The 26,980-nt window shown below is 64.0% G+C and carries 31 protein-coding genes and 1 pseudogene; 12 read left to right on the top strand and 20 right to left on the bottom strand.

All coding sequences use genetic code 11. The features are described from left to right. Nucleotides 1-167 precede the first annotated feature (167 nt). The 8 genes from SSARUM2_RS07105 to SSARUM2_RS07070 all read right to left on the bottom strand — a co-directional run bounded on the left by SSARUM2_RS07105 (nt 168) and on the right by SSARUM2_RS07070 (nt 7,364). Nucleotides 168-929: a PhnD/SsuA/transferrin family substrate-binding protein gene (locus tag SSARUM2_RS07105; RefSeq protein ID WP_080435369.1), complete on the bottom strand. Its 762-nt coding sequence runs from the start codon at nt 927-929 to the stop codon at nt 168-170. Between the two features lie 28 nt (nt 930-957). Next, on the bottom strand, nt 958-1,731 hold the full coding sequence (locus SSARUM2_RS07100; RefSeq protein ID WP_033637624.1) for an ABC transporter permease: 774 nt from the start codon (nt 1,729-1,731) through the stop codon (nt 958-960). Then, a complete protein-coding gene (locus SSARUM2_RS07095) occupies nt 1,728-2,663 on the bottom strand; it encodes an ABC transporter ATP-binding protein (protein ID WP_033637623.1) in 936 nt (311 codons plus the stop codon). Before SSARUM2_RS07095 ends, SSARUM2_RS07100 begins: the two co-directional genes overlap by 4 nt. Beyond that, entirely contained in the window at nt 2,660-3,820 is a 1,161-nt protein-coding gene (locus SSARUM2_RS07090) for an ABC transporter permease (protein ID WP_060438952.1), read from the bottom strand. Before SSARUM2_RS07090 ends, SSARUM2_RS07095 begins: the two co-directional genes overlap by 4 nt. A gap of 61 nt (nt 3,821-3,881) precedes the next feature. Then, nucleotides 3,882-4,811, bottom strand: coding sequence for an ABC transporter substrate-binding protein (locus SSARUM2_RS07085; RefSeq protein ID WP_033637621.1), 930 nt, complete (start codon nt 4,809-4,811; stop codon nt 3,882-3,884). A 40-nt stretch (nt 4,812-4,851) separates the two neighbouring features. Beyond that, the gene (locus SSARUM2_RS07080; protein WP_041034075.1) at nt 4,852-5,883 is read right to left on the bottom strand and encodes a fatty acid desaturase; all 1,032 of its coding nucleotides are present in this window, start codon (nt 5,881-5,883) and stop codon (nt 4,852-4,854) included. 154 nt (nt 5,884-6,037) lie between these two features. Further along, entirely contained in the window at nt 6,038-6,409 is a 372-nt protein-coding gene (locus SSARUM2_RS07075; RefSeq protein WP_060438953.1) for a cell envelope integrity protein TolA, read from the bottom strand. A gap of 43 nt (nt 6,410-6,452) precedes the next feature. Further along, complete coding sequence (locus SSARUM2_RS07070) at nt 6,453-7,364, bottom strand: LysR substrate-binding domain-containing protein (protein ID WP_033646934.1); 912 nt, start codon at nt 7,362-7,364, stop codon at nt 6,453-6,455. A 140-nt stretch (nt 7,365-7,504) separates the two neighbouring features. Here SSARUM2_RS07070 and SSARUM2_RS07065 point away from each other — a divergent pair, with 140 nt between their 5' ends. Genes SSARUM2_RS07065 through SSARUM2_RS07055 form a run of 3 tightly spaced genes read left to right on the top strand, consistent with a single transcriptional unit; the run spans nt 7,505 to nt 10,636 of the window. Further along, a complete protein-coding gene (locus SSARUM2_RS07065) occupies nt 7,505-8,149 on the top strand; it encodes a hydrolase (protein WP_033637618.1) in 645 nt (214 codons plus the stop codon). A 48-nt stretch (nt 8,150-8,197) separates the two neighbouring features. Further along, nucleotides 8,198-8,743, top strand: a complete 546-nt coding sequence (locus tag SSARUM2_RS07060; RefSeq protein ID WP_033637617.1) for an antibiotic biosynthesis monooxygenase — start codon at nt 8,198-8,200, stop codon at nt 8,741-8,743. 21 nt (nt 8,744-8,764) lie between these two features. Beyond that, nucleotides 8,765-10,636 (top strand): amidohydrolase, encoded by a 1,872-nt coding sequence (locus tag SSARUM2_RS07055; protein WP_060438954.1) that lies wholly within the window; start codon nt 8,765-8,767, stop codon nt 10,634-10,636. 102 nt (nt 10,637-10,738) lie between these two features. On the opposite strand, the gene SSARUM2_RS07050 is transcribed toward SSARUM2_RS07055, so the two are convergent. From SSARUM2_RS07050 to SSARUM2_RS07040, 3 genes are all read right to left on the bottom strand, one after another. Continuing rightward, entirely contained in the window at nt 10,739-11,869 is a 1,131-nt protein-coding gene (locus tag SSARUM2_RS07050; protein ID WP_041034068.1) for a Gfo/Idh/MocA family oxidoreductase, read from the bottom strand. A gap of 228 nt (nt 11,870-12,097) precedes the next feature. Further along, entirely contained in the window at nt 12,098-12,721 is a 624-nt protein-coding gene (locus SSARUM2_RS07045; RefSeq protein ID WP_060438955.1) for a glutathione S-transferase family protein, read from the bottom strand. 9 nt (nt 12,722-12,730) lie between these two features. Then, nucleotides 12,731-12,913: a DUF1127 domain-containing protein gene (locus SSARUM2_RS07040; RefSeq protein WP_060438956.1), complete on the bottom strand. Its 183-nt coding sequence runs from the start codon at nt 12,911-12,913 to the stop codon at nt 12,731-12,733. 180 nt (nt 12,914-13,093) lie between these two features. On the opposite strand from SSARUM2_RS07040, the gene SSARUM2_RS07035 reads away from it, so the two are divergent. Next, nucleotides 13,094-14,533 (top strand): PLP-dependent aminotransferase family protein, encoded by a 1,440-nt coding sequence (locus SSARUM2_RS07035; RefSeq protein WP_060438957.1) that lies wholly within the window; start codon nt 13,094-13,096, stop codon nt 14,531-14,533. Here the strand turns inward: SSARUM2_RS07035 and SSARUM2_RS07030 are convergent. Next, nucleotides 14,521-14,943, bottom strand: coding sequence for an NUDIX hydrolase (locus SSARUM2_RS07030; RefSeq protein ID WP_033646950.1), 423 nt, complete (start codon nt 14,941-14,943; stop codon nt 14,521-14,523). The two genes, SSARUM2_RS07035 and SSARUM2_RS07030, sit on opposite strands and share 13 nt — an antisense overlap. A 101-nt stretch (nt 14,944-15,044) precedes the next feature. On the opposite strand from SSARUM2_RS07030, the gene sseA reads away from it, so the two are divergent. Further along, the gene (gene sseA, locus SSARUM2_RS07025) at nt 15,045-15,890 is read left to right on the top strand and encodes a 3-mercaptopyruvate sulfurtransferase (protein WP_033653435.1); all 846 of its coding nucleotides are present in this window, start codon (nt 15,045-15,047) and stop codon (nt 15,888-15,890) included. Here the strand turns inward: sseA and SSARUM2_RS07020 are convergent. Then, nucleotides 15,887-16,756 carry a LysR substrate-binding domain-containing protein gene (locus SSARUM2_RS07020; protein WP_033653436.1) on the bottom strand — a complete coding sequence of 290 codons (870 nt, stop codon included), beginning with the start codon at nt 16,754-16,756 and terminating at the stop codon, nt 15,887-15,889. The two genes, sseA and SSARUM2_RS07020, sit on opposite strands and share 4 nt — an antisense overlap. A 124-nt stretch (nt 16,757-16,880) precedes the next feature. Here SSARUM2_RS07020 and SSARUM2_RS07015 point away from each other — a divergent pair. The 5 genes and pseudogenes from SSARUM2_RS07015 to SSARUM2_RS06995 all read left to right on the top strand — a co-directional run. Beyond that, nucleotides 16,881-17,021 (top strand): annotated as a pseudogene (locus SSARUM2_RS07015) (DUF4865 domain-containing protein); the annotation flags it as partial. A gap of 76 nt (nt 17,022-17,097) precedes the next feature. Continuing rightward, nucleotides 17,098-18,333 (top strand): FAD-dependent oxidoreductase, encoded by a 1,236-nt coding sequence (locus tag SSARUM2_RS07010; protein ID WP_033653437.1) that lies wholly within the window; start codon nt 17,098-17,100, stop codon nt 18,331-18,333. A 68-nt stretch (nt 18,334-18,401) separates the two neighbouring features. Next, the gene (locus SSARUM2_RS07005) at nt 18,402-18,662 is read left to right on the top strand and encodes a type II toxin-antitoxin system Phd/YefM family antitoxin (RefSeq protein WP_033637606.1); all 261 of its coding nucleotides are present in this window, start codon (nt 18,402-18,404) and stop codon (nt 18,660-18,662) included. A 1-nt stretch (nt 18,663) separates the two neighbouring features. Next, the gene (locus SSARUM2_RS07000) at nt 18,664-18,969 is read left to right on the top strand and encodes a type II toxin-antitoxin system RelE/ParE family toxin (RefSeq protein WP_033637605.1); all 306 of its coding nucleotides are present in this window, start codon (nt 18,664-18,666) and stop codon (nt 18,967-18,969) included. A 24-nt stretch (nt 18,970-18,993) separates the two neighbouring features. Beyond that, nucleotides 18,994-19,506, top strand: a complete 513-nt coding sequence (locus tag SSARUM2_RS06995) for a GNAT family N-acetyltransferase (RefSeq protein ID WP_043146939.1) — start codon at nt 18,994-18,996, stop codon at nt 19,504-19,506. A 22-nt stretch (nt 19,507-19,528) separates the two neighbouring features. Here SSARUM2_RS06995 and SSARUM2_RS06990 read toward each other — a convergent pair whose 3' ends face one another. Continuing rightward, on the bottom strand, nt 19,529-20,041 hold the full coding sequence (locus tag SSARUM2_RS06990; protein ID WP_033653439.1) for a DUF2165 family protein: 513 nt from the start codon (nt 20,039-20,041) through the stop codon (nt 19,529-19,531). Between the two features lie 134 nt (nt 20,042-20,175). Here SSARUM2_RS06990 and SSARUM2_RS06985 point away from each other — a divergent pair, with 134 nt between their 5' ends. Then, a complete protein-coding gene (locus tag SSARUM2_RS06985; RefSeq protein WP_049195072.1) occupies nt 20,176-20,439 on the top strand; it encodes a type II toxin-antitoxin system ParD family antitoxin in 264 nt (87 codons plus the stop codon). Between the two features lie 24 nt (nt 20,440-20,463). Beyond that, nucleotides 20,464-20,721 carry a type II toxin-antitoxin system RelE/ParE family toxin gene (locus SSARUM2_RS24365; protein ID WP_308316030.1) on the top strand — a complete coding sequence of 86 codons (258 nt, stop codon included), beginning with the start codon at nt 20,464-20,466 and terminating at the stop codon, nt 20,719-20,721. A 7-nt stretch (nt 20,722-20,728) separates the two neighbouring features. On the opposite strand, the gene urtE is transcribed toward SSARUM2_RS24365, so the two are convergent. The 6 genes from urtE to SSARUM2_RS06950 are packed head-to-tail and all read right to left on the bottom strand — an operon-like array spanning nt 20,729 to nt 26,970. Further along, nucleotides 20,729-21,427 (bottom strand): urea ABC transporter ATP-binding subunit UrtE, encoded by a 699-nt coding sequence (urtE, locus tag SSARUM2_RS06975; RefSeq protein WP_033653440.1) that lies wholly within the window; start codon nt 21,425-21,427, stop codon nt 20,729-20,731. A gap of 12 nt (nt 21,428-21,439) precedes the next feature. Then, entirely contained in the window at nt 21,440-22,246 is an 807-nt protein-coding gene (gene urtD, locus SSARUM2_RS06970; RefSeq protein ID WP_015377102.1) for an urea ABC transporter ATP-binding protein UrtD, read from the bottom strand. Continuing rightward, on the bottom strand, nt 22,243-23,319 hold the full coding sequence (gene urtC, locus SSARUM2_RS06965) for an urea ABC transporter permease subunit UrtC (protein WP_033637598.1): 1,077 nt from the start codon (nt 23,317-23,319) through the stop codon (nt 22,243-22,245). The genes urtD and urtC overlap by 4 nt, the downstream gene beginning before the upstream one ends. Continuing rightward, nucleotides 23,319-24,899, bottom strand: a complete 1,581-nt coding sequence (urtB, locus tag SSARUM2_RS06960) for an urea ABC transporter permease subunit UrtB (RefSeq protein WP_060438959.1) — start codon at nt 24,897-24,899, stop codon at nt 23,319-23,321. The genes urtC and urtB overlap by 1 nt, the downstream gene beginning before the upstream one ends. Nucleotides 24,900-24,955: 56 nt before the next feature. Continuing rightward, entirely contained in the window at nt 24,956-26,224 is a 1,269-nt protein-coding gene (gene urtA / locus SSARUM2_RS06955) for an urea ABC transporter substrate-binding protein (RefSeq protein WP_060438960.1), read from the bottom strand. Nucleotides 26,225-26,259: 35 nt separating this feature from the next. After that, nucleotides 26,260-26,970: a GntR family transcriptional regulator gene (locus tag SSARUM2_RS06950; protein ID WP_033646979.1), complete on the bottom strand. Its 711-nt coding sequence runs from the start codon at nt 26,968-26,970 to the stop codon at nt 26,260-26,262. Nucleotides 26,971-26,980: the final 10 nt, after the last annotated feature.

The raw sequence follows: 26,980 nt of genomic DNA, 5'->3' as shown, positions 1-26,980 counted from the left end.
AGCAGTTCCTCACCGCGCCATAGCCGCCTTCCCCACGCCGGGGAGAAAAACGACGCGCTGCGCCTGATGCAGGCCGACGCGCGGCAGGTTACCTGCTGGCGATGGAGAACGGCTTCGTCACCGGCAGCGCGATCGACATCGACGGCGACGCCCTGCTGTAACGGCGGCTAGAGCGCCGTCACGCCCTGCGCGGCGGCCTGCTGTTCCAGCACGGTGATAATCTGGTAGGCCGAACGTGGCACCAGGCTGAAATCGCCGATCAGCAGGCGGTCGCTGACCGCCTCATCCAGCATCGCCCGGGCGCCGGCGCGCAGGATTTCCACCTGTTCCGGCGGCGTACCCGCCGCGGTGATCAGCGGCAGACCGGGCACCGCTGCCGTGCGGCCGATGATTTTCAGCCCCTCCAGCGCCTGCGGCTGCGCCCGGCGCAGCAGTTCCATGCTGATCGCATCGATGGCGGCGATATCCGCCTGCCCGCTGCGGATCAGCTTCAGCGACTGATAATGCGCGCCGGAGGCAATCGCCGCACCGAAGAATTTCCCGTCCTGCGCCAGCGGCGCGATCAGCGCGCGCAGGCCGTTGTAGCCGGATTGGGAATCGGTGCTGTTATAGGCCGCCGTCCGGCCGCGAAAATCCGCCAACCGTTCGCCGGGGTCGCCCGCGCGCACCACCAGCCAGCTGCGGTAATTCGGCCCGTCGCACCCCTCAACCCGATAATGGTAGGTGCCGATCAGCTGCACCTGCGGCAGAGTGCCGACCAACGGATAACCGCAGGTTTGGCTGAGCAGCAGATCGTCGCGCCGCCAGTGCTGCGCCAAATCGTCCGGCCAACTGAGCCGCTCCGGCGCCGCCGGCAGCCCCAGGCGCAGCAGCTTGTCGCGCAATACCTGCCAGAAAGATTCGGCCTGCTCCCGGCCAACGCCGTACATCGGTAGAGACACCTGCATCATTTCCCCCTTACCCCGCCGGAGTGGTCGCCAGCGTCTGCTGACGCCAGGCGGTGAGATAACGCACCCAACGTTCGAACAGCATATCGGTGATAATAGCCAACAATGCCACCACCGCCGCGCCCTGGATCACATAGGCGGTGTTAAAGCCGCTCAGACCGATGATGATCGGCGAGCCGAGGGTCTTGGTGCCGACGGTGGAAGCGATGGCCGCCGTGCCGATGTTGATGATCACCGACGTGCGGATCCCGGCGACGATCACCGGCGCCGCCAGCGGCAATTCGACCCGCCACAGGATTTGCCAGGCGCTCATCCCCACGCCGCGGGCAATCTCGCGCGTGGCGGGCGGCACCGATTCGATGCCCGCCAGCGTGCCCTGCAGGATCGGCAGCAGGCCGTACAGCACCAGCGCAATGATCGCCGGCTGTTCGCTGAAGCCCATCACCGGCACCGCTACCGCCAGCACCGCTACCGGCGGGAAGGTCTGCCCCACCGCCACCACCGTTTCCACCAGCGAACGAAACTCCCGGCCGCTGCGCCGGGTTACCGCCACGCCGGCCGCCACGCCGAGAGCCACCGCGATCAGGCTGGAGATCGCCACCAGCGACAGGTGCGCCCCCACCAGCGCAATAAAGCTGTCCTGCTGATAAATGGGCCGCTCCAGATCGGGGAACCAGGCGGCAAACAGGCCGCGCAGATGATCCATGCCGAACACCAGCGCCAACAGCAGCGCCAGCGTCCAGGGCAGCGGATCGCGCAGCAGGCGCCAGATGCGCCCGCTCATGACAGCGCCTGCCCGGCGATCAGATCGTTGAAGTGCAACACCCCCAACGCTTCGCCCCGTTCATCCACCACCGGCAGGCAGTCGCTGCCGCGCGCCACAAACACCGACAGCGCCTCCCGCAGGCTCATGGCGGCGGCGATCGGCTCGCCCTCGGCGGCGCCGGGCCGCACTCGCTCCGCCACCGTTCCCAGCGACAGCAGCTTGATGCCGCGATCGCTGCGCCCGAAGAAGTCCCGCACGAAGTCATTGGCCGGCGCGGTCAGCAGCGCCAGCGGCGTGCCCTGTTGCACCACCCGCCCCTGATCGAGCAGCACCAGGCGATCCGCCAAGCCCAGCGCCTCGTCGATGTCGTGCGTCACCAACACGATAGTGCGGCCGGAGAGCTGATGGATGCGCGCGATCTCCGCCTGCAACGCCGCGCGGGTGACCGGATCCAGCGCGCCGAACGGTTCGTCCATCAGCAACACCTCGGGATCGGCGGCCAGCGCGCGCGCCACCCCTACCCGTTGCTGCTGCCCGCCGGACAGCTGGTGCGGATAGCGACGGCGAAACAGATCCGGCTCCAGATGCAACAGCTCCAGCAGTTCGGTTACCCGATCGCGAATGCGCGCGCGCGGCCATTTCAGCAGCTGCGGCACGGTGGCGATGTTTTCCTCCACCGTCCAGTGCGGAAACAGGCCGATCGATTGGATCGCATAGCCCATGCGCCGCCGCAGATCCTGCGGTTTGAACGACTGGATCTCTTCGCCGGCAAAGAGAATCTTGCCCCGATCGTGCTCGATCAGGCGATTGATCATTTTTAACGTCGTGGACTTGCCGGAACCCGAAGTGCCGATCAACACGGTGAATTCGCCCTCGGCGATGTGCAGCGTGAGATCGTCTACCGCCGGCTTGCCCTGAAAAATTTTGCTGACTTGCTCAAAGTGAATCATCGGCGCGATACGTCCAGGATTGAAACCCAAAATTTAAACAGCGAATCGACGATGATCGCCATCATGACCACCGGGATCACCCCCAGCAGAACCAGATCCAGCGCGCTGCTGAGCAGCCCCTGAAAGACGATGGCGCCAAAGCCGCCGGCGCCGATCAGCGCCGCCACCACCGCCATGCCGACGGTTTGCACCGCCAGAATGCGCACGCCGGTCAGGAACAGCGGCAGCGCCAACGGCAGCTGCACGCGCAGGAAGATCTGCCCGCGCGTCAGCCCCATGCCGGTGGCGGATTCTATCACCCCCGCCGGCACGCTTTGCAGCCCCGCCACCACGCTGCGCACCAGCGGCAACAGCGCGTACAGCACCAGCGCCACGATCGCCGGCGCCATGCCGATGCCGCTGACGCCGTGTTCCGCCAGCCAGGGCACCGCCGTCGCCAGCCCCGCCAACGGCGCGATCAGCAGGCCGAACAGCGCAATGGACGGCACGGTCTGGATAATGTTCAGCGCGGAGAAAATCGGCCGCTGCCAGCGCTCGGAGCGAAAACACAGCACCCCGAGCGGCACGCCGATCGCCAGCGCTGGCGCCATCGTCGCCAGCAGAATGGTCAGGTGCTGCAGCAGCGCGGCGTCAAACACCTCCTGGCGATTGTGGTACTCCTTCAGCAGCGACAGCTGATCGAGCTGATGCCCGAACAGCAGCAGCGCCGGCGGCACCAGCACCAGCGCGTTGCCCAGCATGCGCCACAGGTGCGACGCGGTGATGCGCGCCATGGCGTCGGCGGCGATCAGCAGGCTCAGCGCCATCGTCAGCCAGCATCCGCTGCCCCAGGAGGTGCGCGCCAGGCGCGATCCCTCCTGCGCCAGACGCCCGGCGGCCTGCCCGCTGATCCAGAAGGCCAGCGTCAGCACCCCGCAGGCGGCCAGCGCCGCCAGCAGCGCCCGTCCCCGCGTCGGCGGCAACAGGCTGAGGATCGCCAATGCCGCCAGCGGCAACAGCAGCCACAGCCTCGGGCCGTGCAGCAGGGAGAACAAGGAGAGGCTTTTGCCCGACAACAGGCGATTGGGGGCATAACTGAGGAACGGCAGGCCGAACGCGGCCAGCAGCAACAGCATGAACAGCGTCAACAAGACGCGATGTTTTACGGCGATAGTCAAAGAAACGCTCCGGTTCCCTCGGTTTACCCCCTCTCCCGACGGCAGAGGGGGCACCTCGGCATTATCCCTTAACAAACCCTTTCTCTTTCAGGTAAGCGGCCGCCACCTGTTTGGCGTCCTGGCCTTCCACGGCGATCTGCGCGTTGAGTTTTTGCAGCGTCGGCCCGTCCAGCGAGGCGAACACCGGCTTCAGCAGCTCAGGCAGATTGGCGTGCGCCTTCAGGGCCGCTTCGCGCACGATCGGCGCCGGCGCGTAGATCGGCTGTACGCCTTTCGGATCAGCCAGCGTCTGCAGCCCCAGCGCCGCCACCGGGCCATCGGTGCCGTAGGCCATCGCCGCGTTGACGCCGGAGGTCTGCTCCGCCGCCGCCTTGATGGTCACCGCCGTATCGCCGCCGGCCAGGGACAGCAGCTGATCCTGATTCAGCTTGAAGCCGTAGGCATTCTGGAACGCCGGCAGCGCATCCGGCCGCTCGATAAATTCCGCCGAGGCCGCCAGCTTGAACTTGCCGCCGCCGTTGATCCACTTGCCGAGATCCGACAGCGTCTTCAGGTGATTGGCCTCCGCCACGTCCTGGCGAATGGCGATGGTCCAGGTGTTGTTGGCCGGCGCAGCGTCCAACCAGACGATTTTGTTTTTGTCGTAGTCGAGTTGCTTCACCTTCTCGAAACCGGCCTGGGCGTTCTTCCACGCCGGATCTTTCTCATCGGAGAAGAAAAACGCGCCGTTGCCGGTGTATTCCGGGTAGATGTCGATCTCACCGGAGGTGATGGCGCCGCGCAGCACCTTGGTGGTGCCGAGCTGCAGCTTGTTGGTGGTCTGGATGCCGTTGGCTTCCAGCACCTGCACGATGATGTTGCCGAGCAGCGAACCTTCGGTGTCGATCTTGGAGCCGACGCGCACCGAGTCGGCCGCCTGCGCCAGACCGCCGGTGGCCAGCAGGGCCAGCGCGACGGCAAAGGAACGTCCGCGTGATAAGGTGATTGCCATACTTTTCCTCTGGTTATACGTTTTCCGGCTCATGGGCCGGTTAGGTTGGAAAATCCTGAGAAACGCGCTTCCAGCGCGCAATAAATTTTTCCGTCGGCAGGGCATCGCCCTCCCCCTGCGGTTCACCGGCGCGCAACGGATGCACGCCGACGTCGATCGGCGTCAGGGCGTAATCGCGCAGCCACTCGCCGTAGCCCTGCGCGACAAATCCCTGACTGCGACGCTGGTACGCCTCGCGCTCCGCCAGATAGACTTCGCGCAAACCATACCAGGGCAGGCCGGGCAGATCGTGATGCACTAAATGATAGTTCAGATTGAGAAACAGCAGCCGCCACGGCCAACCCGCCTCATTAATAATAGAACGTGCCTGCGGTGCGTCCACGGCGCGATGCTCAAAAAACGATCTTACCTTGGTCAGCGCCAGCGCCGGGTAGCTGATGGCCAGCAGGTAAAACGCCGCGCCGATACCCTGCGCCTGCAGCCAGTCGAGCAGCATCGCCAACAGCGACAGGTGCACCAACCACCTCGCCCAGGCGCGCCACTCCCCAGCGGCAAGCGCTTTCACCGCCCCGACCAGGGTCGCGGCGATATCCAGCGCCGGGCCAAGGAGCACCCGGCCGATCAGCGTATTGCGCACGGCGGCCAGCAGCGGCAGCATCCGGGGATAGCGCCGCCACTGCGCGGCGCTGAAGTAATAGCTTTCGGGATCTTCGTGCGGATCGGTCAGGTGGTCGTTGCGGTGGTGGCGCAGATGCGAATCGCGATACAGCCCGTAGGGATACCACACCGCCAGCGGCAACAGGCCGAACAGCTGATTGACGCGCGGCCAGCGCGTCGGATGGCCGTGGATCAGCTCGTGCTGCAACGACATGTACCAGGTGGTCAGCAGGATCAGCAGCGGCGCGCCAAGCCACGGGCCCAGCGTTTGCCACCCCAGCGCCACGCCGAACCAGCCGCCGTACACCGCCGCCATGATCCCCCAGGTGGGCAGCTCCAGCCGCCAATGCCGGCGCCGATAAAGCTGCCTGATTCGTTCGCGCTGTTCGGGGTGCAAATAGTGGGCGTGGGACATGCTGCGGCTCGCGGTAAGAGATTTTCTCCCAGTATCCGTGAGCCGTAGCGGCATTCAAAATAACGAAAATGGCAAAGCTAAGTGAAAATTCAGCGGGTTGCGTACGCGTAAAAGCGAAAAAACGGGCCGCGCAGGCGGCCCGTCGGTCACATCTTCAGGGAACGAAATCGAGCACCACGGCGTTGAACAGCGCATACTCGGTGGCGTTGGCCATCGGCGGAAACTGCGCGCGCTGCACCGCCGCGCTCGCCGCTGCGCACAGTGGCGCGTCGCCTCTTACGATCTTGCTGCTCGCCAGCTTGCCGTCGTCCGGTCGCAGCCGAATGCTGATGGTGCAGCGTTGGCCGCGCGCGCGTTCAGGCAAACGCAGCTCGCGGCTCACCGCGTTATGCACCCGCACCGGATAGCTGAGCGGCGCCGTGGCCTGCGCCTCGGCCTGCGGCTGCGGCAACGGGATGCCGGCCTGACGCCCGGCACCGCAGCCGCTTAACAGCAACAGCGCCAACAGGCCTAGTGTCTTTTTCATTCCCTATATCCTTATTGGGTTGTTAATCCTTATATGACGGCGATCACTGCGCCGCCGGGTAAGCCTCGCCGTCATCCGCGTAACGCTGCAGCCGCTCGCGCCACCACTTGGCTGCCAGACCGCTGGCGCTTTCCCGCCAGCCGAAATAGGCAACGTCGCTGCAGCGCTCAGATTCAACGCGTTTCGCCACCAGTTCGCCGCTGTTCAGGTAAGGTTCCGCCAGAGAACGCGGTAGATAGCCGCAGCCCAGCCCGGCCAACTGCGCCTGCAGCTTGGCGTCGAAGCCGAAGACCGTCAGCGTATCCTGTTCTTCCAGCAGGTTCAGGCTCTGCGGCGCGTTGACCCGCGAGGTATCGCGCACCACCACCGCCCGGTGCTGACGGATCTCATCTTTCGGCAACGGTTCCGGCAGCGCCGCCAGCGGATGCTGTGGCGCGACGGCGAACACGTAATCCAACTGCCCCAGGCGGCTGAACGCATAACCCACCCGCGACGGCGGCTCGCAGATGGCGCCGATGATAATGTCGGCGCAGCCGTAAACCAGCGATTCCCAGGAGCCGGCCAGCACCTCGTGGCTGAAACGCAGCCGAGTATGGTGATGCTGCCGATAGAACTCGTCGATCAGCGGCAACAGGCGGGCAAACGGGAAGGAGGCATCGATCCCGAGCGTGATCTCGCTTTCCCAGCCGTTCTCCACGTAGCGCGCCTGCTGCTCCAGATCCTGCGCCGCCCGCAGCAACACCCGCCCTTTTTCCAGCATCAGCTTGCCGGTATCGGTGAACTTCGCCCGGTGGCCGGAGCGGTCCAGCAGGGTGATGTCGAGATCGTTCTCCAGCTTTTGCACCATATAGCTGAGTGCCGAAGGGGTTTTAAACAGTGCGGCGGCCGCGGCGGCGAAAGATCCGTGCCGGTCCAGCGCGTCCAAAATCAGCAGCGCTTCCAGGTTTAATCTCATGCTTTCTCCCGTGTATAAAAAAACTCAACAAGTCGGCAAAAATTCTGCGGTATCTTTGAAATCGCCCTCTGCCTACCATGCGTTTTATCGGCGTTACACTCATCAGATGTTCAACCGAAATATCACTGGGAAGGTAAATTATGTCCAAGTTTCAACTGCTTGATAAAGACAACTCCGCACTGATTTTTATCGACCATCAACCGCAAATGGCCTTCGGCGTGGCTAATATTGATCGTCAGCAACTGAAAAACAACGTTGTTGGTTTGGCGAAGGCGGGCAAGATTTTCAACGTGCCAACCCTTTTCACCTCGGTAGAAACCGAAAGCTTCAGCGGCTATATCTGGCCGGAACTGCTGGCGGTACACCCGGAAATCACCCCGATTGAACGCACCTCGATGAACTCCTGGGAAGACGCGGCCTTCGTTAAAGCCGTGGAAGCCACCGGCCGCAAAAAGCTGGTGATCTCCGCGCTGTGGACCGAAGTGTGCCTGACCTTCCCGGCGCTGATGGCGCTGGAAGCCGGCTATGAAGTGTATGTGGTGACCGACACCTCCGGCGGCACCTCCGTCGATGCGCACGAGCGTTCGATCGATCGCATGGTGCAGGCCGGCGCCGTGCCGGTGACCTGGCAGCAGGTGCTGCTGGAGTACCAGCGCGACTGGGCGCGCAAAGACACCTACGACGCGGTGATGGCGCTGGTGCGCGAACACAGCGGCGCGTACGGCATGGGCGTCGACTACGCTTACACCATGGTGCACCACGCACCGGCCCGCACGCTGAAATAATTCCCCTTGCCCCGGCTCCGCGCCGGGGTATTTTCAGGAGTCGGTTTTATGGCCCATCCGCAGCATGTCACGCTGGTGATCACCCACCGTTTGGCGCCGGGGAACGAGCAGGCCTATGAGGCCTGGCTGAACCGCATCATGCCCGACGCCGCGGGCTTCACCGGCCATTTGGGCGTCAACGTGATTCGCCCTTCCGGCGACGAGCAGGCCTATACGGTGCTGGTCCGCTTCGACAACCTCGACAATCTGTACCGCTGGATCCACTCGCCGCTGCGCAAGCAATACATCGAAGAAGTCACCCCGCTGTTGCTGGAGAGCGACCATATCGAGATCCGCCCCGGCGCGGAGTTCTGGTTTACCCCGCCCAGCCCCGGCGTGCGCCAGCCGCCCCAGTGGAAGCAGTTCATCATCACCCTGCTGGTGATCTTCCCTTCCACCAATCTGGTGCCCTGGTTTTGGGGGCTGGCGCTGCCGCAGCTGAACGGCACGCTGCTCGGCCATTTTCTCAATGACGCCACCGTGGTCGCCCTGGTGGTGTACCTGTGGATGCCTATCGTGACCCGCGTTTTTCATCAATGGCTGACCCGCCGCTAGGCGGTTCGCCGGGAGAATGTTATGAACCACCACGCTTCATTGATCATCACCAACGGCAAGTTTCACACTGTCGATCGCCAAAATCCCACCGCACAGGCGGTCGCCATCCGCGACGGCAAATTTCTGGCGGTCGGCAGCGAAAGCGAAGTCATGCAGCACGCCGGGCCGGAAACCCAGGTGATCGACCTGCACGGCCACACCGCCATTCCGGGCCTGAACGACTCGCACCTGCACCTGATCCGCGGCGGCCTGAACTATAACCTGGAGCTGCGCTGGGAAGGCGTGCCTTCGCTGGCCGACGCGCTGCGCATGTTGAAAGAACAGGCGCTGCGCACACCGTGCCCGCAATGGGTGCGGGTGGTCGGCGGTTGGACCGAATTCCAGTTCGCCGAGCGCCGCATGCCGACGCTCGACGAAATCAACCAGGCGGCGCCGGACACGCCGGTGTTCATTCTGCACCTCTACGATCGCGCGCTGCTCAACCGCGCGGCGCTGAAGGTGGTCGGCTACACCAAAGACACGCCGAACCCGCCGGGCGGCGAGATCCAGCGCGACGCCAACGGCAACCCGACCGGCATGCTGATCGCCAAGCCCAACGCCATGATCCTGTACGCCACGCTGGCGAAAGGGCCGAAGCTGCCGCTGGAGCAGCAGGTCAACTCCACCCGCCAGTTTATGCGCGAGCTGAACCGTCTGGGCCTCACCAGCGCCATCGACGCCGGCGGCGGCTTCCAGAACTACCCGGAGGATTATCAGGTGATCGCCGAGCTGCACGAGAAAAAGCAGCTGACCATTCGCATCGCCTATAACCTGTTCACCCAGCGGCCGAAGCAGGAGCTGGAAGACTTCGAGCTGTGGACCGACATGCTCAAGCCGGGCCAGGGCACCGACTTTTATCGCCACAACGGCGCCGGCGAGATGCTGGTGTTCTCCGCCGCCGACTTCGAAGACTTCCTGCAGCCGCGCCCGGATCTGCCGCCGGGCACCGAGGACGAGCTGGAGCGGGTGGTGCGCCATCTGGTCGAGCACCGCTGGCCGTTCCGCCTGCACGCCACCTATGACGAATCCATCAGCCGCATGCTGGACGTGTTCGAGAAGGTGAACCGCGACATTCCGTTCAACGGGCTGCACTGGCTGTTCGACCACGCCGAAACCATTACCGAACGCAATATCGAACGGGTCAAGGCATTGGGCGGCGGTATTGCGGTGCAGCACCGCATGGCATTCCAGGGCGAATATTTCGCTGACCGCTACGGCATCGCAGCCACCAAACATACGCCGCCGGTGGCGAAAATGCTGGCGGCCGAGCTGCCGGTCGGGCTGGGCACCGACGCCACCCGCGTCGCCAGCTACAACCCGTGGACGGCGCTGTACTGGCTGGTCTCCGGCCGCACCGTCGGCGGCATGGCGATGTACGACGACAGCGCCCGGCTGGATCGCGAAACGGCGCTGATGCTGTGGACGCAAGGCAGCGCCTGGTTCTCCACCGAGCAAGGCAAGAAAGGCCAGATCAAGGTCGGCCAACTGGCGGATGTGGCGGTGCTGTCGCAGGACTATTTCAGCGTGCCGGAAGAGCAGATCAAAGGCATTGAGTCGGTAATGACGGTGGTGGACGGCAAGGTGGTCTACGCCGCCGGCAGCTTCTCGCCGCTGGCGCCGCCGCCGCTGCCGGTGCTGCCGGAGTGGTCGCCGGTCACCCAGGTGCCGGGCCACTACCGTTCCGCGCCGCCGTCGGCGGCGGCCAAAGTCGGCGTGCTGAGCCAGGCGCACCAATGCTGCGGCCCGTGCGGCGTACACGCGCACCAGCATGACATCGCGCGCCGCTCCAGCATCCCGGTGTCGGATGAAAACGCCTTCTGGGGCGCGTTCGGCTGTTCATGCTTCTCGTTCTAAGTTGCCAGGCAAGCAACTTATTATGCAACTAGCTTAATAAGATATTAAGCTAGCAACACAACAAATTAATGGCGCTGCCCACGGGAGAGCGCCATTTCATTTTCAATCGCGGTTGATCTCCAGCCAGCGCCGCTGCTCGGCGGAGGCGGCTATCGCATCCAGCACGCAAGACACCTTCCAGCCTTCTTCAAAGTCCGGCCACATGCGATCGCCCGCGGCGATGCCGTTGACCAGATCGCGGATCTCCACCGTCTTCTGATCGTTAAAGCCGATGCCGTGCCCGGCGCTGATGCAGAACGCCGCGTAGTCCGGGTGCTTCGGCCCTACCAACAGCGTTTTGAACCCTTGCCGCTCCGCCGGCTCATCGTGCCGATACAGCTTCAGCTCCGCCATCCGCTCCTGGGTATAGCTCAGCGTGCCCTTGGTGCCGGTGACCACATAGGTCAGCCCCATCTTGCGCCCGCAGGCAATGCGCGAGGTTTCGATAGTGCCCATCGCCCCGCCGGCGAAGCGCAGCAGCGCGCCGGCCTGATCTTCGTTTTCCACCGGCAGCAGGCGCGCCGGGTCTTGCGGATCCGGGCGCTGTTTGATCACCGTTTGCATATCGCCACAGACCGCCACGATGTCGCCCACCAGGTAGTGCGCCATGTTGACGATGTGCGCCGCCAGATCCCCCAGCGCGCCCAGCCCGGCGCTGGCGCGGCGGCAGTGCCAGTCGAGCGGCGTGCGCGGGTCGGCCAGATAATCCTCATTGTGGGTGCCGTAAAAATGCACCACTTCGCCGATTTCGCCGTTGGCGATGATCTCGCGCGCCAGCTGGCTGGTCGGGTTCTTCATGTAGTTGAAACCGACCAGCGTTTTCACGCCCTTGGCGCGGGCGGCCTGCACCATCTCCGCCGCGTCGGCGGCGTCCAGCGCCAGCGGCTTTTCCGAATACACGTGCTTGCCGTGGCGGATCGCTTCCAGCGCCATCTCTTTGTGCAAGAAGTTGGGCGCGCAGATGTCCACCACGTCGATCGCCGGATCGGCCACCAGCTGCCGCCAATCGCCGGTCGAGCGCGCAAAGCCGAACTCGGTTGCGCGCTGCGCCGCCAGCTCGGGCGTCACTTCCGCCAGCATCTCCAGCACCAGCTCCCCTTTCAGAGGAAAGACCGTGGCGGCCTGCGCATAGGCGATGGCGTGACAACGCCCGATATAGCCGGTGCCGATTAACCCAACGCGTACCTGTTTCATCATTTTCTCCCGTGATCGAAATCCTGCATAGAACCAGGCGCTGCTCAATGAAACGCGCCGGCTGATAACAGGTTTATATGGAATTTAAATTTCAACAACAAGAAAAAAGGAAAATAAAGTTCACATTCGTGATGCCGTTCATGAAACATTGACGGGATGATGCAACGGGGAAAGCCCGGATACGGCTTGCCATATCCGGACGAGGTAAAATGAACTGTTTATTTCATATCAAGGTAAACCGTTGGCGCCATGCTGCACGTAGCCAGGGCGTTGCAGCAGGCGCTGCTGATAGGCCGCCAGCGCCGCATAATTCGGCCGCTCGAACGGCGTCATCTGCCAGCGATTCAGCGACAGCCCCAGCACCACGTCCGCCAGCGTGAAGGCCGCGCCGGCGGCATAAGGGCCGTGCTGCGCCAAATGCTTGTCCAGCAGCCCCATCAGCCGATTCCACTCACGCTCGGCGGCGGCCAGGCTGGCGGCATCCTGATAATCCGCATGCCCGCGCACCCGCGACATGAACACATAGCGCCAGGCGCCGTTCAGATCGGTGGCCTGCCAGTCCATCCACATCTCCACCGCCGCGCGCGCGCCGGGTTCCTGCGGCAGCAGATCGCGGCGCCCTTCCCGTCCGGCCAGGTAGCGGCAGATGGTGTTCGACTCCCACAGCACCCGCTCGCCGTCGATCAGCACCGGCACCAGGCCGTTGGGATTCAGCGCCAGAAACGTCGGCTCCTGCGTGGAGCGAAAGCCGCTGCCCCAGTCCTCCCGCGCCAGCGGCAACCCCAGCTCCTGGCAGGTCCACAATACCTTGCGCACGTTGATCGATGAGGCTTTGCCCAATAATTTCAGCATTCGCTTTCCTTACCCTCTCCAGAACGGTTTATCGCCTTCGCGCTGCGCATCCGCCCGCGTCAGGCCGATATCCGCCAATTGCCTGTCGTTCAGCAGCAGTAACTCTCTGCGCGTACTGCGGCGCAACAAATACCAACGCCAGCGTGACCAGCCTACCCGTCGCCACGTCGTCATGCCATCAAACAGTGCCATGTTGTTATTCTCCCTGCTGTTTTTGCGTTGCAGTCATCATGCTCGCCGGGAGAAAAACAATACAGATTCACGCTGGCGCTATTTTTTTCATACAGCTGCGCCAAAAAAACCGCTGAATGGTTTACTTTGAAAGCATCTGTACCGGTTTTTTAATCCTGCATCCCGATAAGAGGCCTCTGTATGACACGCTACGCCACTCTGGCCGCCATTCTCAGCCAACGCATTCAGCAAGGGCTGTATCCCGCCGGCCATCGCCTACCTTCGGTGCGCGCGCTGAGCCAGGAGCACGGCGTCAGCATCAGCACGGTGCAGCAAGCCTACCGGCTGCTCGAGGAACAGCGCCTGGTGGAGGCGCGGCCGAAGTCGGGCTACTTCGTGCATACGCGGCGCGCGCAGGCCGAGCTGCCCGCCATGACGGCGCCGGTGCAGCGGCCGGTGGACATTTCGCAATGGGAGCAGGTGCTGGAGCTGGTGCGCAGCCGGCCGCGCGAGGGCCTGATCCAGCTGGGGCGCGGCATGCCGGATATCGCCGAGCCGACGATGAAACCGCTGATCGTCGCCCTGCGCAACGCCGCCCGCCACGGCGATCTGCGCAGCCTGTATTACGACAGCATTCAGGGCGTGGCCGCGCTGCGCGAGCAGGTCGCCCGCCTGCTGCTGGATTCCGGCTGCCAAATCGGCCCCGATCAGTTGCTGATCACCACCGGCTGCCAGGAAGCGATCTCCGCCGGGCTGCGCGCCGTTTGCCAACCCGGCGACATCGTGGCGGTCGATTCGCCCTGCTTCCACGGCACCATGCAGACGCTGAAGGGCTTGGGCATCAAGGCGCTGGAAATCCCCACCGATCCGCTCACCGGCGTCAGCCTGGCGGCGCTGGAGATGGCGCTGGAACAGTGGCCGATCAAAGCGATTCTGCTGACGCCCAACTGCAACAATCCGCTGGGCTACATCATGCCCGACGCCCACAAACAGCGGTTGCTGACGCTGGCGCAGCGCCACGACGCGGCGATCATCGAGGACGACGTCTACGGCGACATCGCCTATCACTACCCGCGGCCGCGCACCATCAAGTCGTTCGACGAAGACGGCCGCGTGCTGCTGTGCAGCTCGTTTTCCAAAACGCTGGCGCCGGGGCTGCGGGTGGGCTGGATCGCACCCGGCCGCTACCTGGAACGGGTGCTGCACATGAAGTTCATCGGCTCCGGCGCCACCGCCACCCAGCCGCAGCTGGCGATCGCCGAATTCATCCGCGGCGGGCACTATCTGCAGCACCTGCGGCGCATGCGCGCCCGCTACCAGCAGAACCGCGATCGCATGACCGACCTTATCCTGAAACACTTCCCGGCCGGCACCCGCGTCAGCCGGCCGCGCGGCGGCTTTATGCTGTGGATCGAACTGGACGAGGCGTTCGACACCCTGCGGCTGAACCGCCATCTCGAGCAGCAGGGCGTGCAGATCGCCGTCGGCAGCATCTTTTCCGCCGCCGGCAAATACCGCAACTGCCTGCGCATCAACTATGCGCCGAGGCTGACGGCGGAGATCGAACAGGCGGTGCAGCGGGTCGGCGCCACCATCCAGGCACTGATGCCGAGCGGCGTGCTGCAACCTCAGGCGGACTGAAGCCAATACTCCGCCACCCGGCGGCGCAGATGACCGATGCCCTGCGGGTGATGAATAAACTGCTCTACCGGCATCATTCGCCAGCGCTGCCCTTCATCGCCAAAGCGAATGGCGGCGATCTGCGCCGGGGTGATCACCCCGGCCATAAACCAAGTCGGCGGGTAGCCGGGCTGAATACCGTCGTAACGCCGCTGCCAGACAACCTGGCGTTCGGCGAGCAACACCCCGAACTCTTCCTGCGTTTCCCGCAGCACGCACTGCAGCGGCGTCTCGCCGTTTTCCCGCCCGCCGCCGGGCAGATCCCACATCCCGGGCCACGGAATGCCCGGCTTGTCGTCCCGTTGGTAAACCAGCAGGCGGCCGTCGCACAGCAGCGCGATCTTGGCCCCGCCAAACGCCCGATCCGTCATGTTTTCCGTCTCCCGCCCATACCGTTGCCTGAACATCATACTCCATCCCGGCACGGCCTGGTGTATAGTGAAAATCCGTTTCAAAACAGGCGAACAATACGATGAATTCTCCGTTTCTGGTGACCCCTCAATGGCTTGCGCAACATATCAACGATGAAAATCTGGTGGTGATCGACGTCCGGATGTCGCCGGTGGGGCTGACGCCGAAGAAAGATATGCTTGCCGAGTTCGAACGCGGCCATATCCCCGGCGCGGTCTATTTCGATATCGACGAGGTGGCGGACAAAAGCACCGCGCTGCCGCATATGCTGCCGACGGCGGCGGAATTCGCCGCGGCGGCGGGCCAATTGGGCATCAGCGAACGCGATACCCTGGTGATTTACGACGAGGGCAACCAGTTCTCCGCGCCGCGCGGCTGGTGGACTTTCCGCAATTTCGGCGCCGAGCGCGTTTACGTGCTGGACGAAGGGCTGAACGGCTGGACCGCGCAGGGCCAGGCGCTGGCAACCGGCCCGGCGCAGCCTGCCCCGCAGACGTTCAACGCCCGGTTCAACGCCGACGCGGTGGTGGATATGCGGCAAGTGGAGCAGGCGTTAGGCACGCCGGTGCAAATTCTCGACGCGCGCGCCGCGCCGCGCTTTTATGCCGAAGCGCCGGAACCGCGCCCCGGCCTGCACCGCGGCCATATTCCCGGCAGCATCAACATTCCGTACGGCGAGCTGCTGGAAAACGGCCGCTTCAAATCGCTGGAGGCGCTGCGCCAAACCTTCAACGACAAGGGGGTGGATATCAACGGCCCGATCATCACCAGCTGCGGCTCCGGCGTGACGGCGGCGGTGCTGGCGTTCGGCCTGCTGTCGCTCGGCGCGCCGCAGGTCAAGCTGTATGACGGCGCCTGGAGCGAATGGGGCCAGCTGAGCGGCAAGCAGCCGATCGCCCAAGATTAAGTTTCGATCCGCTCGACCACGATCTGCGCCAGCCGCTGCACGGCGGCCGAAGGCTGATCCTCGGCGCGGTGCAGCACCACGCCGAGCTGGCCGAGAGCGGGCAGCAGATCGGGGGCCAGCGGCGCCAGGCCAGGCGGCAAACCCGCCGCCGTGCGCACCGTGACGCCCAATCCGGCGCTCACCGCCGCCCACACGCCGTTCAGGCTGCGGCTGGTAAAGGCGATGCGCCAGGGTATGCTGGCGCGATCCAGCGCCTGCGTCGCCGCGCTGCGCATCAGGCAAGGCGCGTCAAACATCACCAACGGCAACGGCTCGTCCCCTTCTCGCCAGGGCGCCAGCGCGAAGCCGGGCGAGGCGATCCAGTGCAGTTGCCGCTGCCCCAGCGCCAGATGAAACGGCGTGCTCAAACCGCCATCCCACGCCAGCGACAGATCCAGTTGACCTTTCAGCACCCAGTCGATCAGCTCGGCATTGCGCGCGATGCGCGCCTCGATGCGCACTTTCGGATTGGCGCGCGCGAAGCTGCCCAATACCTGCGGCAGAAACGTCTCGCCGAAATCCTCCTGCAGCCCCAGCCGCACCGTGCCCTGCAAATCCAACCCGCGCACCGCGGCGGCGGCTTCGTCATTGAGCTCCAGCAGGCGGCGCGCGTAACCGAGCAGCGTTTCCCCCGCCTCGGTCATCACCATGCCGCGCCCGGCCTTGCGCAGGATCGGCGCGCCGACCTGCTGTTCCAGCTTTTTCAGGTGAGCGCTGACCGCCGACGTCGAACGCCCCAGCCGTTCAGCCGCCTTGGCGAAGCTGCCCAGCTCGACGCCGGTGACGAAGCTGCGCAAATCCTCGAGATCGAACGTTATTCGCCTCATGCTGACCATCCTGATTTTCTGAACCATCGATAAAAATAATACCGATTTTACTGATAAAGATGGCGTGTCACGCTCTCCCGGTCAACGTCTTTGCGGAGAATCCTTATGCTCGCGATGCACGCAGCCCGCCAAGTGGCGGTTAGTGCGGCTGGATTTATGGCGTGAACCGCCGCAGGCGCAGCCGCACAACGGCCAGCTGTTCCGCGTCGGCCATCTGTCCGTCCCCTTTGACCACACTGCGCCGCGGGTTGACAGCCAAACTTGATATTGATAATCATTATCAACACTAAACATTCACTTGCGGCTCGCGGGATGCGGGCCGCTCTCCAGGGTCAACCGCCATGTCGTCATCACCGATCACACCTTACGCCACCACCTGCTGCATCGTGGGGGGCGGCCCCGCCGGGCTGATGCTCGGCTATCTGCTAGCGCGGGCGGGGATCGACGTGACGGTGCTGGAGAAGCACGCCGACTTCCTGCGCGATTTTCGCGGTGACACCATTCACCCGTCGACGCTGGAAGTCATGCACCAGCTGGGCCTGCTCGACGAACTGCTGGCGCTGCCACACCAGCGCGCCGAATCCCTGCACGCCGAAGTCGCCGGGCGCGACATTAAGCTGGCGGATTTCACTCGCCTGCCGACGCGCTGCAAATTTATCGCCTTTATGCCGCAGTGGGAGTTCCTCAACTTTTTGGCGCAGCAGGCCGCCGCGTTCCCCCATTTCAGGCTGCTCACCTCGACGCAGGTTCATAAGCTGCTCTACGACCGCAGCCAGGTATGCGGCGTGCTGGCCGACACGCCGGAAGGCCCGATCCGCGTACGCAGCCAGCTGGTGATCGGCACCGACGGCCGCAACTCGGTGGTGCGCGAGCAGGCGGCGCTCAGCAGCCGCTCCTTCGGCGCCCCGCGCGACGTCTTGTGGATGAAACTCAGCAAGCAGCCGGGCGATCCGGCCTGGTCGATGGGCCATACCGGGCCGAAGCAGAACTTCATCATGATCGATCGCGGCGACTACTGGCAGTGCGGCTACTCGATCGATAAAGGTAGCTTCGACGCGATCCGCCGCAGCGGTCTGGAGAAATTTTTGCTGCACCTCGCCGAAGTGGCGCCATTCCAGGACGATCGCCTGCAGGAGATCGTCGAGTGGGATCAGGTGAAGCTGCTGAGCATCCGCATCGATCGTCTGGATCGCTGGGCCAAACCGGGAGTGCTGTGCATCGGCGACGCCGCGCACGCCATGTCGCCGATCGGCGGCGTGGGCGTCAACCTGGCGATTCAGGACGCGGTGGCCGCCGCCAACGCCCTGATCCCACCGCTGCGCCAGCATCGGCTGCAGCTGAAGCATCTGCTGAGCGTGCAGCGCCGGCGCGAATTCCCCACCCGGGCCATCCAGTTTTTGCAGATCAAAATGAGCCAGCGCAAGCCGGGCGAACGCCGCGCGGCGGGCGGTTCGCGCCTGATCGCCCGCGTCGGCAACAGCCGCTGGCTGCCGCGCCTGTTCGGCCGCATCATCGGCCTGGGTTTTCGCCGCGAAACGCCGCGGCATCTGTCCAACGAAACCTGCCCGCCGGAATAACATTGGTGCTTTTTTCATCGCACCGTATAATGGTTAAATCGAACGATTTAATTAACTGGAGCGATTAAATGTACGCACTCAGCGCGAACGAGGCCAAAACCCAATTCGGCGATTTGCTGCTCAAGGCGCAGCGCGAACCGGTGCAAATCAATCGCAACGGCAAACCGGTCGCCGTCGTCATGTCGGTAGAAGACTACCAGGCGCTGGAAGATCTCAAACTACGCGCGCTGCAGCAAAAAATCGCGCAGGCTACCGCCGAGGAAGACGCCGGTAAGGCGGTAGACGGTGATGCCTTCTTCAACCGTCTGCTCACCGATGAAACCGACTGATATGCCCGCGTTTCGCCTCACCCCGCAAGCCCAACAAGATCTGCTGGCTATTCGCCATTTCACCGTCGAGCACTGGGGCCAAACGCAATCTCGCCGCTATCTTGAGCAGTTGAGAGAGATCATGCATCATCTGGCGGACATGCCGGAAGCGGGTAAAGCCCACTTTCACGATCTGGGCGAAGAGATACGCAGTTTTCCTTACGCCAGCCATAGGATCTACTACCGCAGCCGCCCTGCCGGCATCACCGTTCTTGCCATTTTGCATCAGGCGATGGTACCCCACCGGCATCTGGAACAACGGCTGTAACTTTTCTTACTCAAAGGGGCACTGATGTTCACCGTCCGTCAGGCATTGCTGGAAGATTTAACCCAGGTGCGCGATATCGGCATCCGCACCTATCGCGCGCACTTCGGTGAGCTGTGGCGCTACCCGCACGAGCTGGAGGCCTTTCTGGCCGAGGATTTTGCCGTCTCCGCGCTGGAACGGACGCTGCGCGATCCCGACGTGTGCTGGCTGTTGGCCTATGAGGATGACGCCCTGGTCGGCTATGCGCGGCTCAACGTCGACAGCTTGCTGGCGCCAACGCAAACCCGCGGCGCAGAGCTGCAGAAAATCTATTTCCTGCCGGGCCATGCCGGCAACGGCTATGGCCAGCGGCTGTTCGAACAGGTGCAGCAGCGGGCCATCGAGCGCCGGCAGAAGACGCTGTGGCTGGAGGTACTGCAACGCAACACCGGCGCCCAACGCTTTTATCAGCGCCAGGGATTGAGCATTTGTGGCGAGACCTGCTACACCAGCGCCCAGGGCTCGATAGGCATCTGGTATATGAGCAAGGCGCTGTAACCGCGCCCCGCTCCGCCTTCGTTTAGCGCGGCTCCCGCTGTAGCATCAGGAACAGCAAGGCAAACGCATTGGGCGCCAGGTAGATCAGCGCCCCCAGCTGCACCGCCAGCGGATCCTGCTTGGCCTGCCAGGCCATAAACCAGTCGCCGGCGACCACCATAAAGCCGACGCCCCACACCGCGATCGCGCAAATCGCCCCCAGCATCGCCCAGATTTTGCCCTTGGCGAAGGCGGCGTAAGGGCCTTTAAATCGCCCGATCATCAGCACCACGCCCGCCGCCGCGAATAGGCCGGCCAGCGTTTCCAGCGTGGTGATGACAGCCAACCCCAACATGCAGGCCCAGTCGGCGCCGATCGCGCGCCACATCAGCCCCGGCGTTTGATAGGTATCCTGCATGGCAAGCAATGGCCCCACCGCATTGCGCGCGGTGCCGGCGAAATCCGCCGTATTGTTCAACAGGCTGAACAGCCCCCACAGGGCCGGAAACAGGGACAGGACGATGCAGCCGAGGCGTGACACAGTGATTTCGTTCATGGTTATCCTTAATGAGTAAACGCGTGGCTCCCGTCCTCATGACGGGACCGCTATTGAGATCCTGAGAGTTTGACGTGCACAATGTAAGAACTAATCTTACAATTACGCAGCATAGCCGAAAGTGAGGGGGAACAATGGGCAGAACATTAACGGTAGATCTGGGTGACGAACTGCGTAGCTTCGTCGAAGACCTGGTGGCCAGCGGCGATTACCGCACGCCTAGCGAAGTCATCCGCGAATCCGTGCGCACTTTGCGCGAACGTACCGCCGCCTCAAAACTGGAAGAGCTTAGGCGCCTGATTGCCGAAGGAGAGAACAGCGGCGAAGCCGTCGAATGGGATCGTGATGTGTTCATGGAAAGAATACGGAGCAAAGCAAAAGGATGCGCAGGAAAGTAACCGTCCGCCCAAAAGCCTTGGACGATATGGAGAGATCTATTTTTACGGATTGGCGCACTTTGGCTTACAGGTGGCCGAAGATTATCTGCGCCACCTGCACAGGCTTTCGATAACCTTAGCCACCACCAACTCGGCAGAAACATCGATGCAATCGGCCCCGGCCTATGGGTATTGCCCGTCGCCAACCACCTGATTTATTTTCGTCAGCACAGGCGAGAGGTGAATATCATCAGAGTGCTGCATCATTCCCGCGATCCGCTCAGCCGATCCTTTTTCAGCTGATCCAACGTCAAATCGCCACCAGCCCGCGTACGCCGTCCTGTTCCATATTGCTGCCGGCGCCGCGCTGCACGATGCTGCCGCGCGACATCACCAGATAGCTGTCCGCCAGGTCGGCGGCAAAGTCATAGAACTGCTCCACCAGCAGGATCGCCATATCGCCCTTCGCCGCCAGCTGTTTGATCACCGCGCCGATCTCCTTGATCACCGAAGGCTGGATCCCTTCCGTCGGCTCGTCGAGGATCAGCAGCTGCGGCCGGCAGGCCAGCGCCCGGCCGATCGCCAACTGCTGCTGCTGCCCGCCGGAGAGATCGCCGCCGCGCCGATCCTTCATTTGCCGCAGCACCGGAAACAGTTCATAGATCGGATCCGGCACCGTGCGTGCAGCGGCGCCGGAAAAGCGCGCCAGCCCCATCAGCAGATTTTCCTCGACCGTCAGGCGCGGGAAAATCTCCCGCCCCTGCGGCACATAGGCGATGCCCGCCCGCACCCGCTGATGCGGCTTTTTACCGGTGATGGTTTCGCCCTGCCAACGGACGCTGCCGCTGCGCGCCGGGACCAGCCCCATCAGGCATTTCAGCAGCGTGGTCTTGCCCACGCCGTTGCGCCCCAGCAGGCAGGTCACCTCGCCAATGCGCGCCTCGAACGACAGGCCGCGCAGAATGTGGCTGCCGCCGTAATATTGATTCAATTCTTCTACCTGCAGCATGATTACGCCTCCTCAGCGCCCCAGATATACCTCAATCACCCGTTCGTCGGCCTGCACCTGCGCCAGCGATCCTTCCGCCAGCACCTGCCCCTGGTGCAGCACCGTCACGCGATCGGCGATGGTTTCCACAAACCCCATATCGTGCTCCACCACCATCAGCGAATGCTTGCCCGCCAGCTCGCGGAACAGTTCGGCGGTGTAGTCGGTTTCGGCGTCGGTCATGCCGGCCGCCGGCTCGTCGAGCAGCAGCAGGTGCGGCTCCTGCACCAGCAGCATGCCGATCTCGAGAAACTGTTTCTGCCCGTGGGACAGCAGCCCGGCGGGCCGGTGGCGTTCATGCCCCAGCCGCAGGGTCTTCAGCATCTCGTCGATGCGGTCGCGCTGTTCGCTGCTCAGGCGGGCGCGCAGGCAGGCCCACACCGACTTGCGGGTTTTCTGCGCGATCTCCAGATTTTCGAACACCGTCAGCGCCTCGAACACCGTCGGTTTTTGAAACTTGCGGCCGATACCGGCGTGGGCGATCTGCATCGGCGCCAGCCGGGTCAGATCGACGGTCTGATCGTAAAACACCCTGCCGCTGTCCGGCCGGGTCTTGCCGGTGATCACATCCATCAGCGTGGTCTTGCCGGCGCCGTTGGGGCCGATCACGCAGCGCAGTTCGCCGACGCCAATGCGCAGCGATAGATCGGTCAGCGCGCGAAAACCGTCGAAGCTGACGTTGACGTTGTCGAGCTGCAGCACCGGATCGGTTTGCTGCCGGTATTTATCCGCCGGCAGCGGGTGGGTAAACAGCTCGTCGGTCACTTGCATCGCTTTCATGAGGTTTTCCTCCGGCGCAGCAGGCCGATCACCCCTTTGGGCAGAAACAGCGTGACGACGATAAACATCAGGCCGAGGAAGAACTGCCAGTATTCGGGAATGGCCATGGTGAACCAGCTCTTGGCGCCGTTGACGATGCCGGCGCCGAGCAGCGGCCCCACCAGCGTGCCGCGCCCACCGAGCGCCACCCAGATGGCGGCCTCGATCGAGTTGGTCGGCGACATTTCGCCGGGGTTGATGATGCCGACCTGCGGCACATAGAGCGCGCCGGCCAGCCCGCACAGCACCGCCGACAGCGTCCAGACGAACAGCTTGAAGCCCTTCGGATCGTAGCCGCAGAAGGTCAGCCGGTTTTCCGCATCGCGCACCGCGGTCAGCACCCGGCCGAACTTGCTGCGCGCCAGCGCAAAGCCGATGGCCAGGCTGGCGGCCAGCAGCAGCACCGTCGCCAGGAACAGCGCCACCCGCGTGCCGGCGGCGGTGATGGGAAAGCCGAGCAGCGTGGTGAAACCGGTAAAGCCGTTATTGCCGCCGAAGCCGGTCTCGTTGCGAAAGAACAGCAGCATACCGGCATAGGTCAGCGCCTGGGTCATGATCGAGAAATACACCCCTTTGATTTTCGAGCGGAAGGCGAAGTAGCCGAACAGGAAGGCCAGCAGGCCCGGCACCAGCACGATCAGGCACAGCGCCCAGGCGAAATGCTGGGTGCCGCTCCAGAACCACGGCAGCTCATTCCAGGAGAGGAACGCCATAAACGCCGGCAGCCCGTCGCCCGCCGCCTGCCGCATCAGGTACATGCCCATGGCGTAGCCGCCGAGCGCGAAGAACAGCCCGTGGCCGAGCGACAGCAGCCCGGCATAGCCCCACACCAGATCGAGCGCCACCGCCACCACCGCGTAGCACAGGATCTTGCCCGCCAGCGTCAGGGTATAGGTGGACACCGCCAGCGGATGATCCGCCGGCAACAGCGTCAAGAACGGCATCACCAGCAGCACCAGCAACGCCAGCGCGCCGATGCTCAACGCCAGCCGGGGCGCTTTCTGCACGCCGGTTACGGTCAATGGTTGGCTCATCAGTCAATCACCCTGCCCTTGAGGGCGAACAGCCCCTGCGGACGCTTTTGAATAAACAGAACGATCAGCACCAGGATCAGGATCTTGCCCAACACGGCGCCGATCTGCGGCTCGAGGATCTTGTTGACGATGCCGAGGCCGAAGGCCGCCGCCACCGTCCCCGCCAGTTGGCCGACGCCGCCGAGCACCACCACCAGGAACGAATCGATGATGTAACCTTGCCCCAGCTCCGGCCCGACGTTGCCCAACTGCGACAGCGCCACCCCGCCGAGCCCGGCGATGCCGGATCCCAACCCGAAGGCCAGCATGTCCACCCGCCCGGTGGGCACGCCGCAGCAGGCCGCCATCGCGCGGTTTTGCGTCACCGCGCGCACGTTCATGCCGAGCCGGGTCTTGTTCAGCAGCAGCCAGGTCAGCGCCAGCACCAACAGCACGAACGCGATCACCGCGATGCGGTTCCACGGCAGCACCAGGTTCGGCAGCAGCTGCACGCCGCCCGACAGCCACGCCGGGTTGGCGACCTCGACGTTCTGCGCGCCGAACAGCACCCGCACCAGCTGGATCAGCACCAGGCTGATGCCCCAGGTGGCCAGCAGGGTTTCCAGCGGCCGGCCATACAGGTGGCGGATCACCGTGCGCTCCAGCAGCATGCCGATCCCGGCGGTGATGGCGAACGCCACCGGTAGCGCCGCCAGCGGGTAGAGCGCCAGCCACTGCGGCGCAAACTGCTGAAACATCCCCTGCACCAGGTAGGCGGAATAGGCGCCGAGCATCAGCATTTCGCCGTGCGCCATATTGATGACGCCGAGCAGGCCGTAGGTGATCGCCAGCCCGAGCGCCGCCAGCAGCAGGATCGAGCCGAGCGACAGGCCGCTGAACGCCTGGCCGAGCAGATCGCCGATCATCAGGCGATGCTGCACCCGCTGCAGGCTGCGTTGCGCCTCGGCGCGCACCGCGGCGTCCGGCTCGTGAGCGGCGTCGGTCAACGCCTGCAGCCGCGCGCGGGTTTCCGGCTCGCCCGATTCCCCCAGCAGCCGCACCGCATTGAAGCGCACCTGCGGGCTGGCGTCGGTCAATTGCAGGTTCGCCAGCGCAATGCTCAGCGCGTCGCGTACCTGCGGGTCTTTCTCCTGCGCCAGCCGCCGGGTCAACAGTGGCAACTGCTCGCCCTGCGCTTCGCGCTGCAGCGCGGTCGCCGCCTGCAGCCGCACCGCCGCGTCCGCGCTGACCAACCGCTGCGCCGACAACGCGTTGGCGATCAGAATGCGCAGCCGGTTGTTCAGCCACACCTTCTTCGGTTCGCCAACCGGGGCCGCCTCGCCCTCGAGCGGCAGATAGCGATCGCCCTGGCGGATAAAGGCGCGCTTCGCCCCGTCGATCGCCACGGTTTCCTGCTGCAGCCCCTGCAGCAGCGGCAGGCGCGCGGCGTCCGGCTCGGCCGCCCAGGCCTGCAGCAACTTGGCCTGCTGCGCACGGTTGGCCGCCGCGAACTCATCGGCCGGCCCGGCCTGCGCCAGCAGGGGCCAGGCGCACAGCAGCCACAGCCCGACGCGCAAAGAGGATAAAAACGGAGATTGCATCAGCTGCCTCTTCTGTTGGGCCGGCGGGCGCTGGGCCGCGCCGGCGCTGAGTGACGTTAATTGCCGCCTTTCACCGGGTAATCCGGTTTTTTGTCGTTGCCGGCGATATACGGGCTCCACGGCTGCGCGCGCACCGGTGCCTCGGTCTGCCATACCACGTTGAACTGGCCGTTGCCCTCGATCTCGCCGATCATCACCGGCTTGTGCAGGTGGTGATTGGTCTGGTCCATGGTCAGCGTGAAGCCCGACGGCGCGGCGAAGGTTTGCCCGGCCATCGCCGCGCGCACCTTATCGACGTCGGTGGTGCCGGCCTTTTCCACCGCCTGCGCCCACATGTGGAGGCCGACGTAGGTGGCCTCCATCGGATCGTTGGTCACCGCGGTGGCGTAATTCGGCAGGTTGTGCGCCTTGGCGTAGGCTTTCCACTGGCTGACAAACCGCTTGTTGGTCGGGTTATCCAGCGATTCGAAGTAGTTCCAGGCCGCCAGGTTGCCCACCAGCGGTTTGGTGTCGATGCCGCGCAGCTCTTCCTCGCCGACCGAGAAGGCGATCACCGGCACGTCGGTGGCCTTGACGCCCTGGTTGGCCAGCTCTTTGTAGAACGGCACGTTGGAGTCGCCGTTGATGGTGGAGATCACCGCCGTGTTGCCGCCGGCGGCGAATTTTTTGATGTTGGCGACGATGGTCTGGTAATCGCTGTAGCCGAACGGCGTGTAGACCTCTTCGATATCCTTGTCCTGTACGCCTTTGCTGTGCAGGAAGGCGCGCAGGATCTTGTTGGTGGTGCGCGGATAGACGTAATCGGTGCCCAGCAGGAAGAAGCGCTTGGCGCCGCCGCCGTCCTCGCTCAGCAGGTATTCCACCGCCGGGATCGCCTGCTGGTTCGGCGCCGCGCCGGTATAGAACACGTTCGGCGACATCTCTTCGCCCTCGTATTGCACCGGGTAGAACAGCAGCCCGTTCAGCTCCTCAAACACCGGCAGCACCGACTTGCGCGACACCGAAGTCCAGCAGCCGAACACCGCCGCCACCTTGTCCTGGCTCAGCAGCTGGCGCGCCTTTTCGGCGAACAGCGGCCAGTTGGAGGCCGGATCCACCACCACCGGCTCCAGCTTTTTGCCGAGCACCCCGCCTTTGGCGTTGATCTCGTCGATGGTCATCAGCGCCACATCCTTCAGCGGCGTCTCGGAAATCGCCATGGTGCCGGAAAGCGAACTCAGAATGCCGACCTTGATGGTGTCGGCGGCCTGCGCGCTCCAGGCCAGGCCCAGGCCGAGCGCGGCGGCGGACAGCGCAAAAGCTTTGATAAAACGACGACGTTGCATAGTTCAAACTCCTGATGTGTGTGAAATCAAAATCGTTACGCCGAGCGCGCCGGCTGCTGGGCCCGCGCCTGGTGCAACATGTGCAGCGTTATTTTTCGTACCTCTGCCTTGCTGACGGCGATATGCTCGCCGAGCAGCGCTTGCGCCACCCCGCTTTGCCGCTGCAGGATCGCCTGCAAAATGGCGGCGTGTTCGCGGTAGGTGGCGTCCACCCGCGCCTGCTGGGTGAAATCCAATCGGCGAATGATGCGGATCTTTTCGGTCAGCTCGCGGTGGATGCGCGCCATTTCGCCGTTGCCCGCCGCGGCCACCAACGCCTGATGAAACTGCTCGTCGTGCTGCGACACCACCTGGCCGTCCGCCAGACGCGGCGCTTCGGTCCAAAAACGGTTCAGCGCCGCCAGCGCGGCCGGCGTTTCCCCGGCCGGCCATTCGCACAGCCGTTTCACCGCCTCTTGTTCCAGCACGATGCGCAGGTCGTACAGCTCTTCGAAGTAGGCAAAATCGAACGGCCGCACCTGCCAGCCGCTGCGAAACAGCACCTCGACATAGCCTTCGCGCTCGAGTCGAAACAGCGCCTGGCGCACCGGCGTGCGGCTGGCCGCCATGCGCTGCGCCACGTCGCTTTCGCTGAAGCGATCGCCCGGCAGCAGGCGAAACTCGAAGATGTCGGCCTTGAGCTGCAGATAAATGCGCTCCGCCAGCCCCTCCGGCCGCGCCTTGTGCTCTCCGTTGGTGATTTGCATCTTCGCCCCT

It is taken from the genome of Serratia sp. K-E0102 (genome assembly GCF_029962625.1).
In the GTDB taxonomy this organism is placed as follows: domain Bacteria; phylum Pseudomonadota; class Gammaproteobacteria; order Enterobacterales; family Enterobacteriaceae; genus Serratia; species Serratia sarumanii.
The sequence above is the reverse complement of the archived record's forward strand: the minus strand, read 5'-3'. Positions and strand labels throughout refer to the sequence as shown.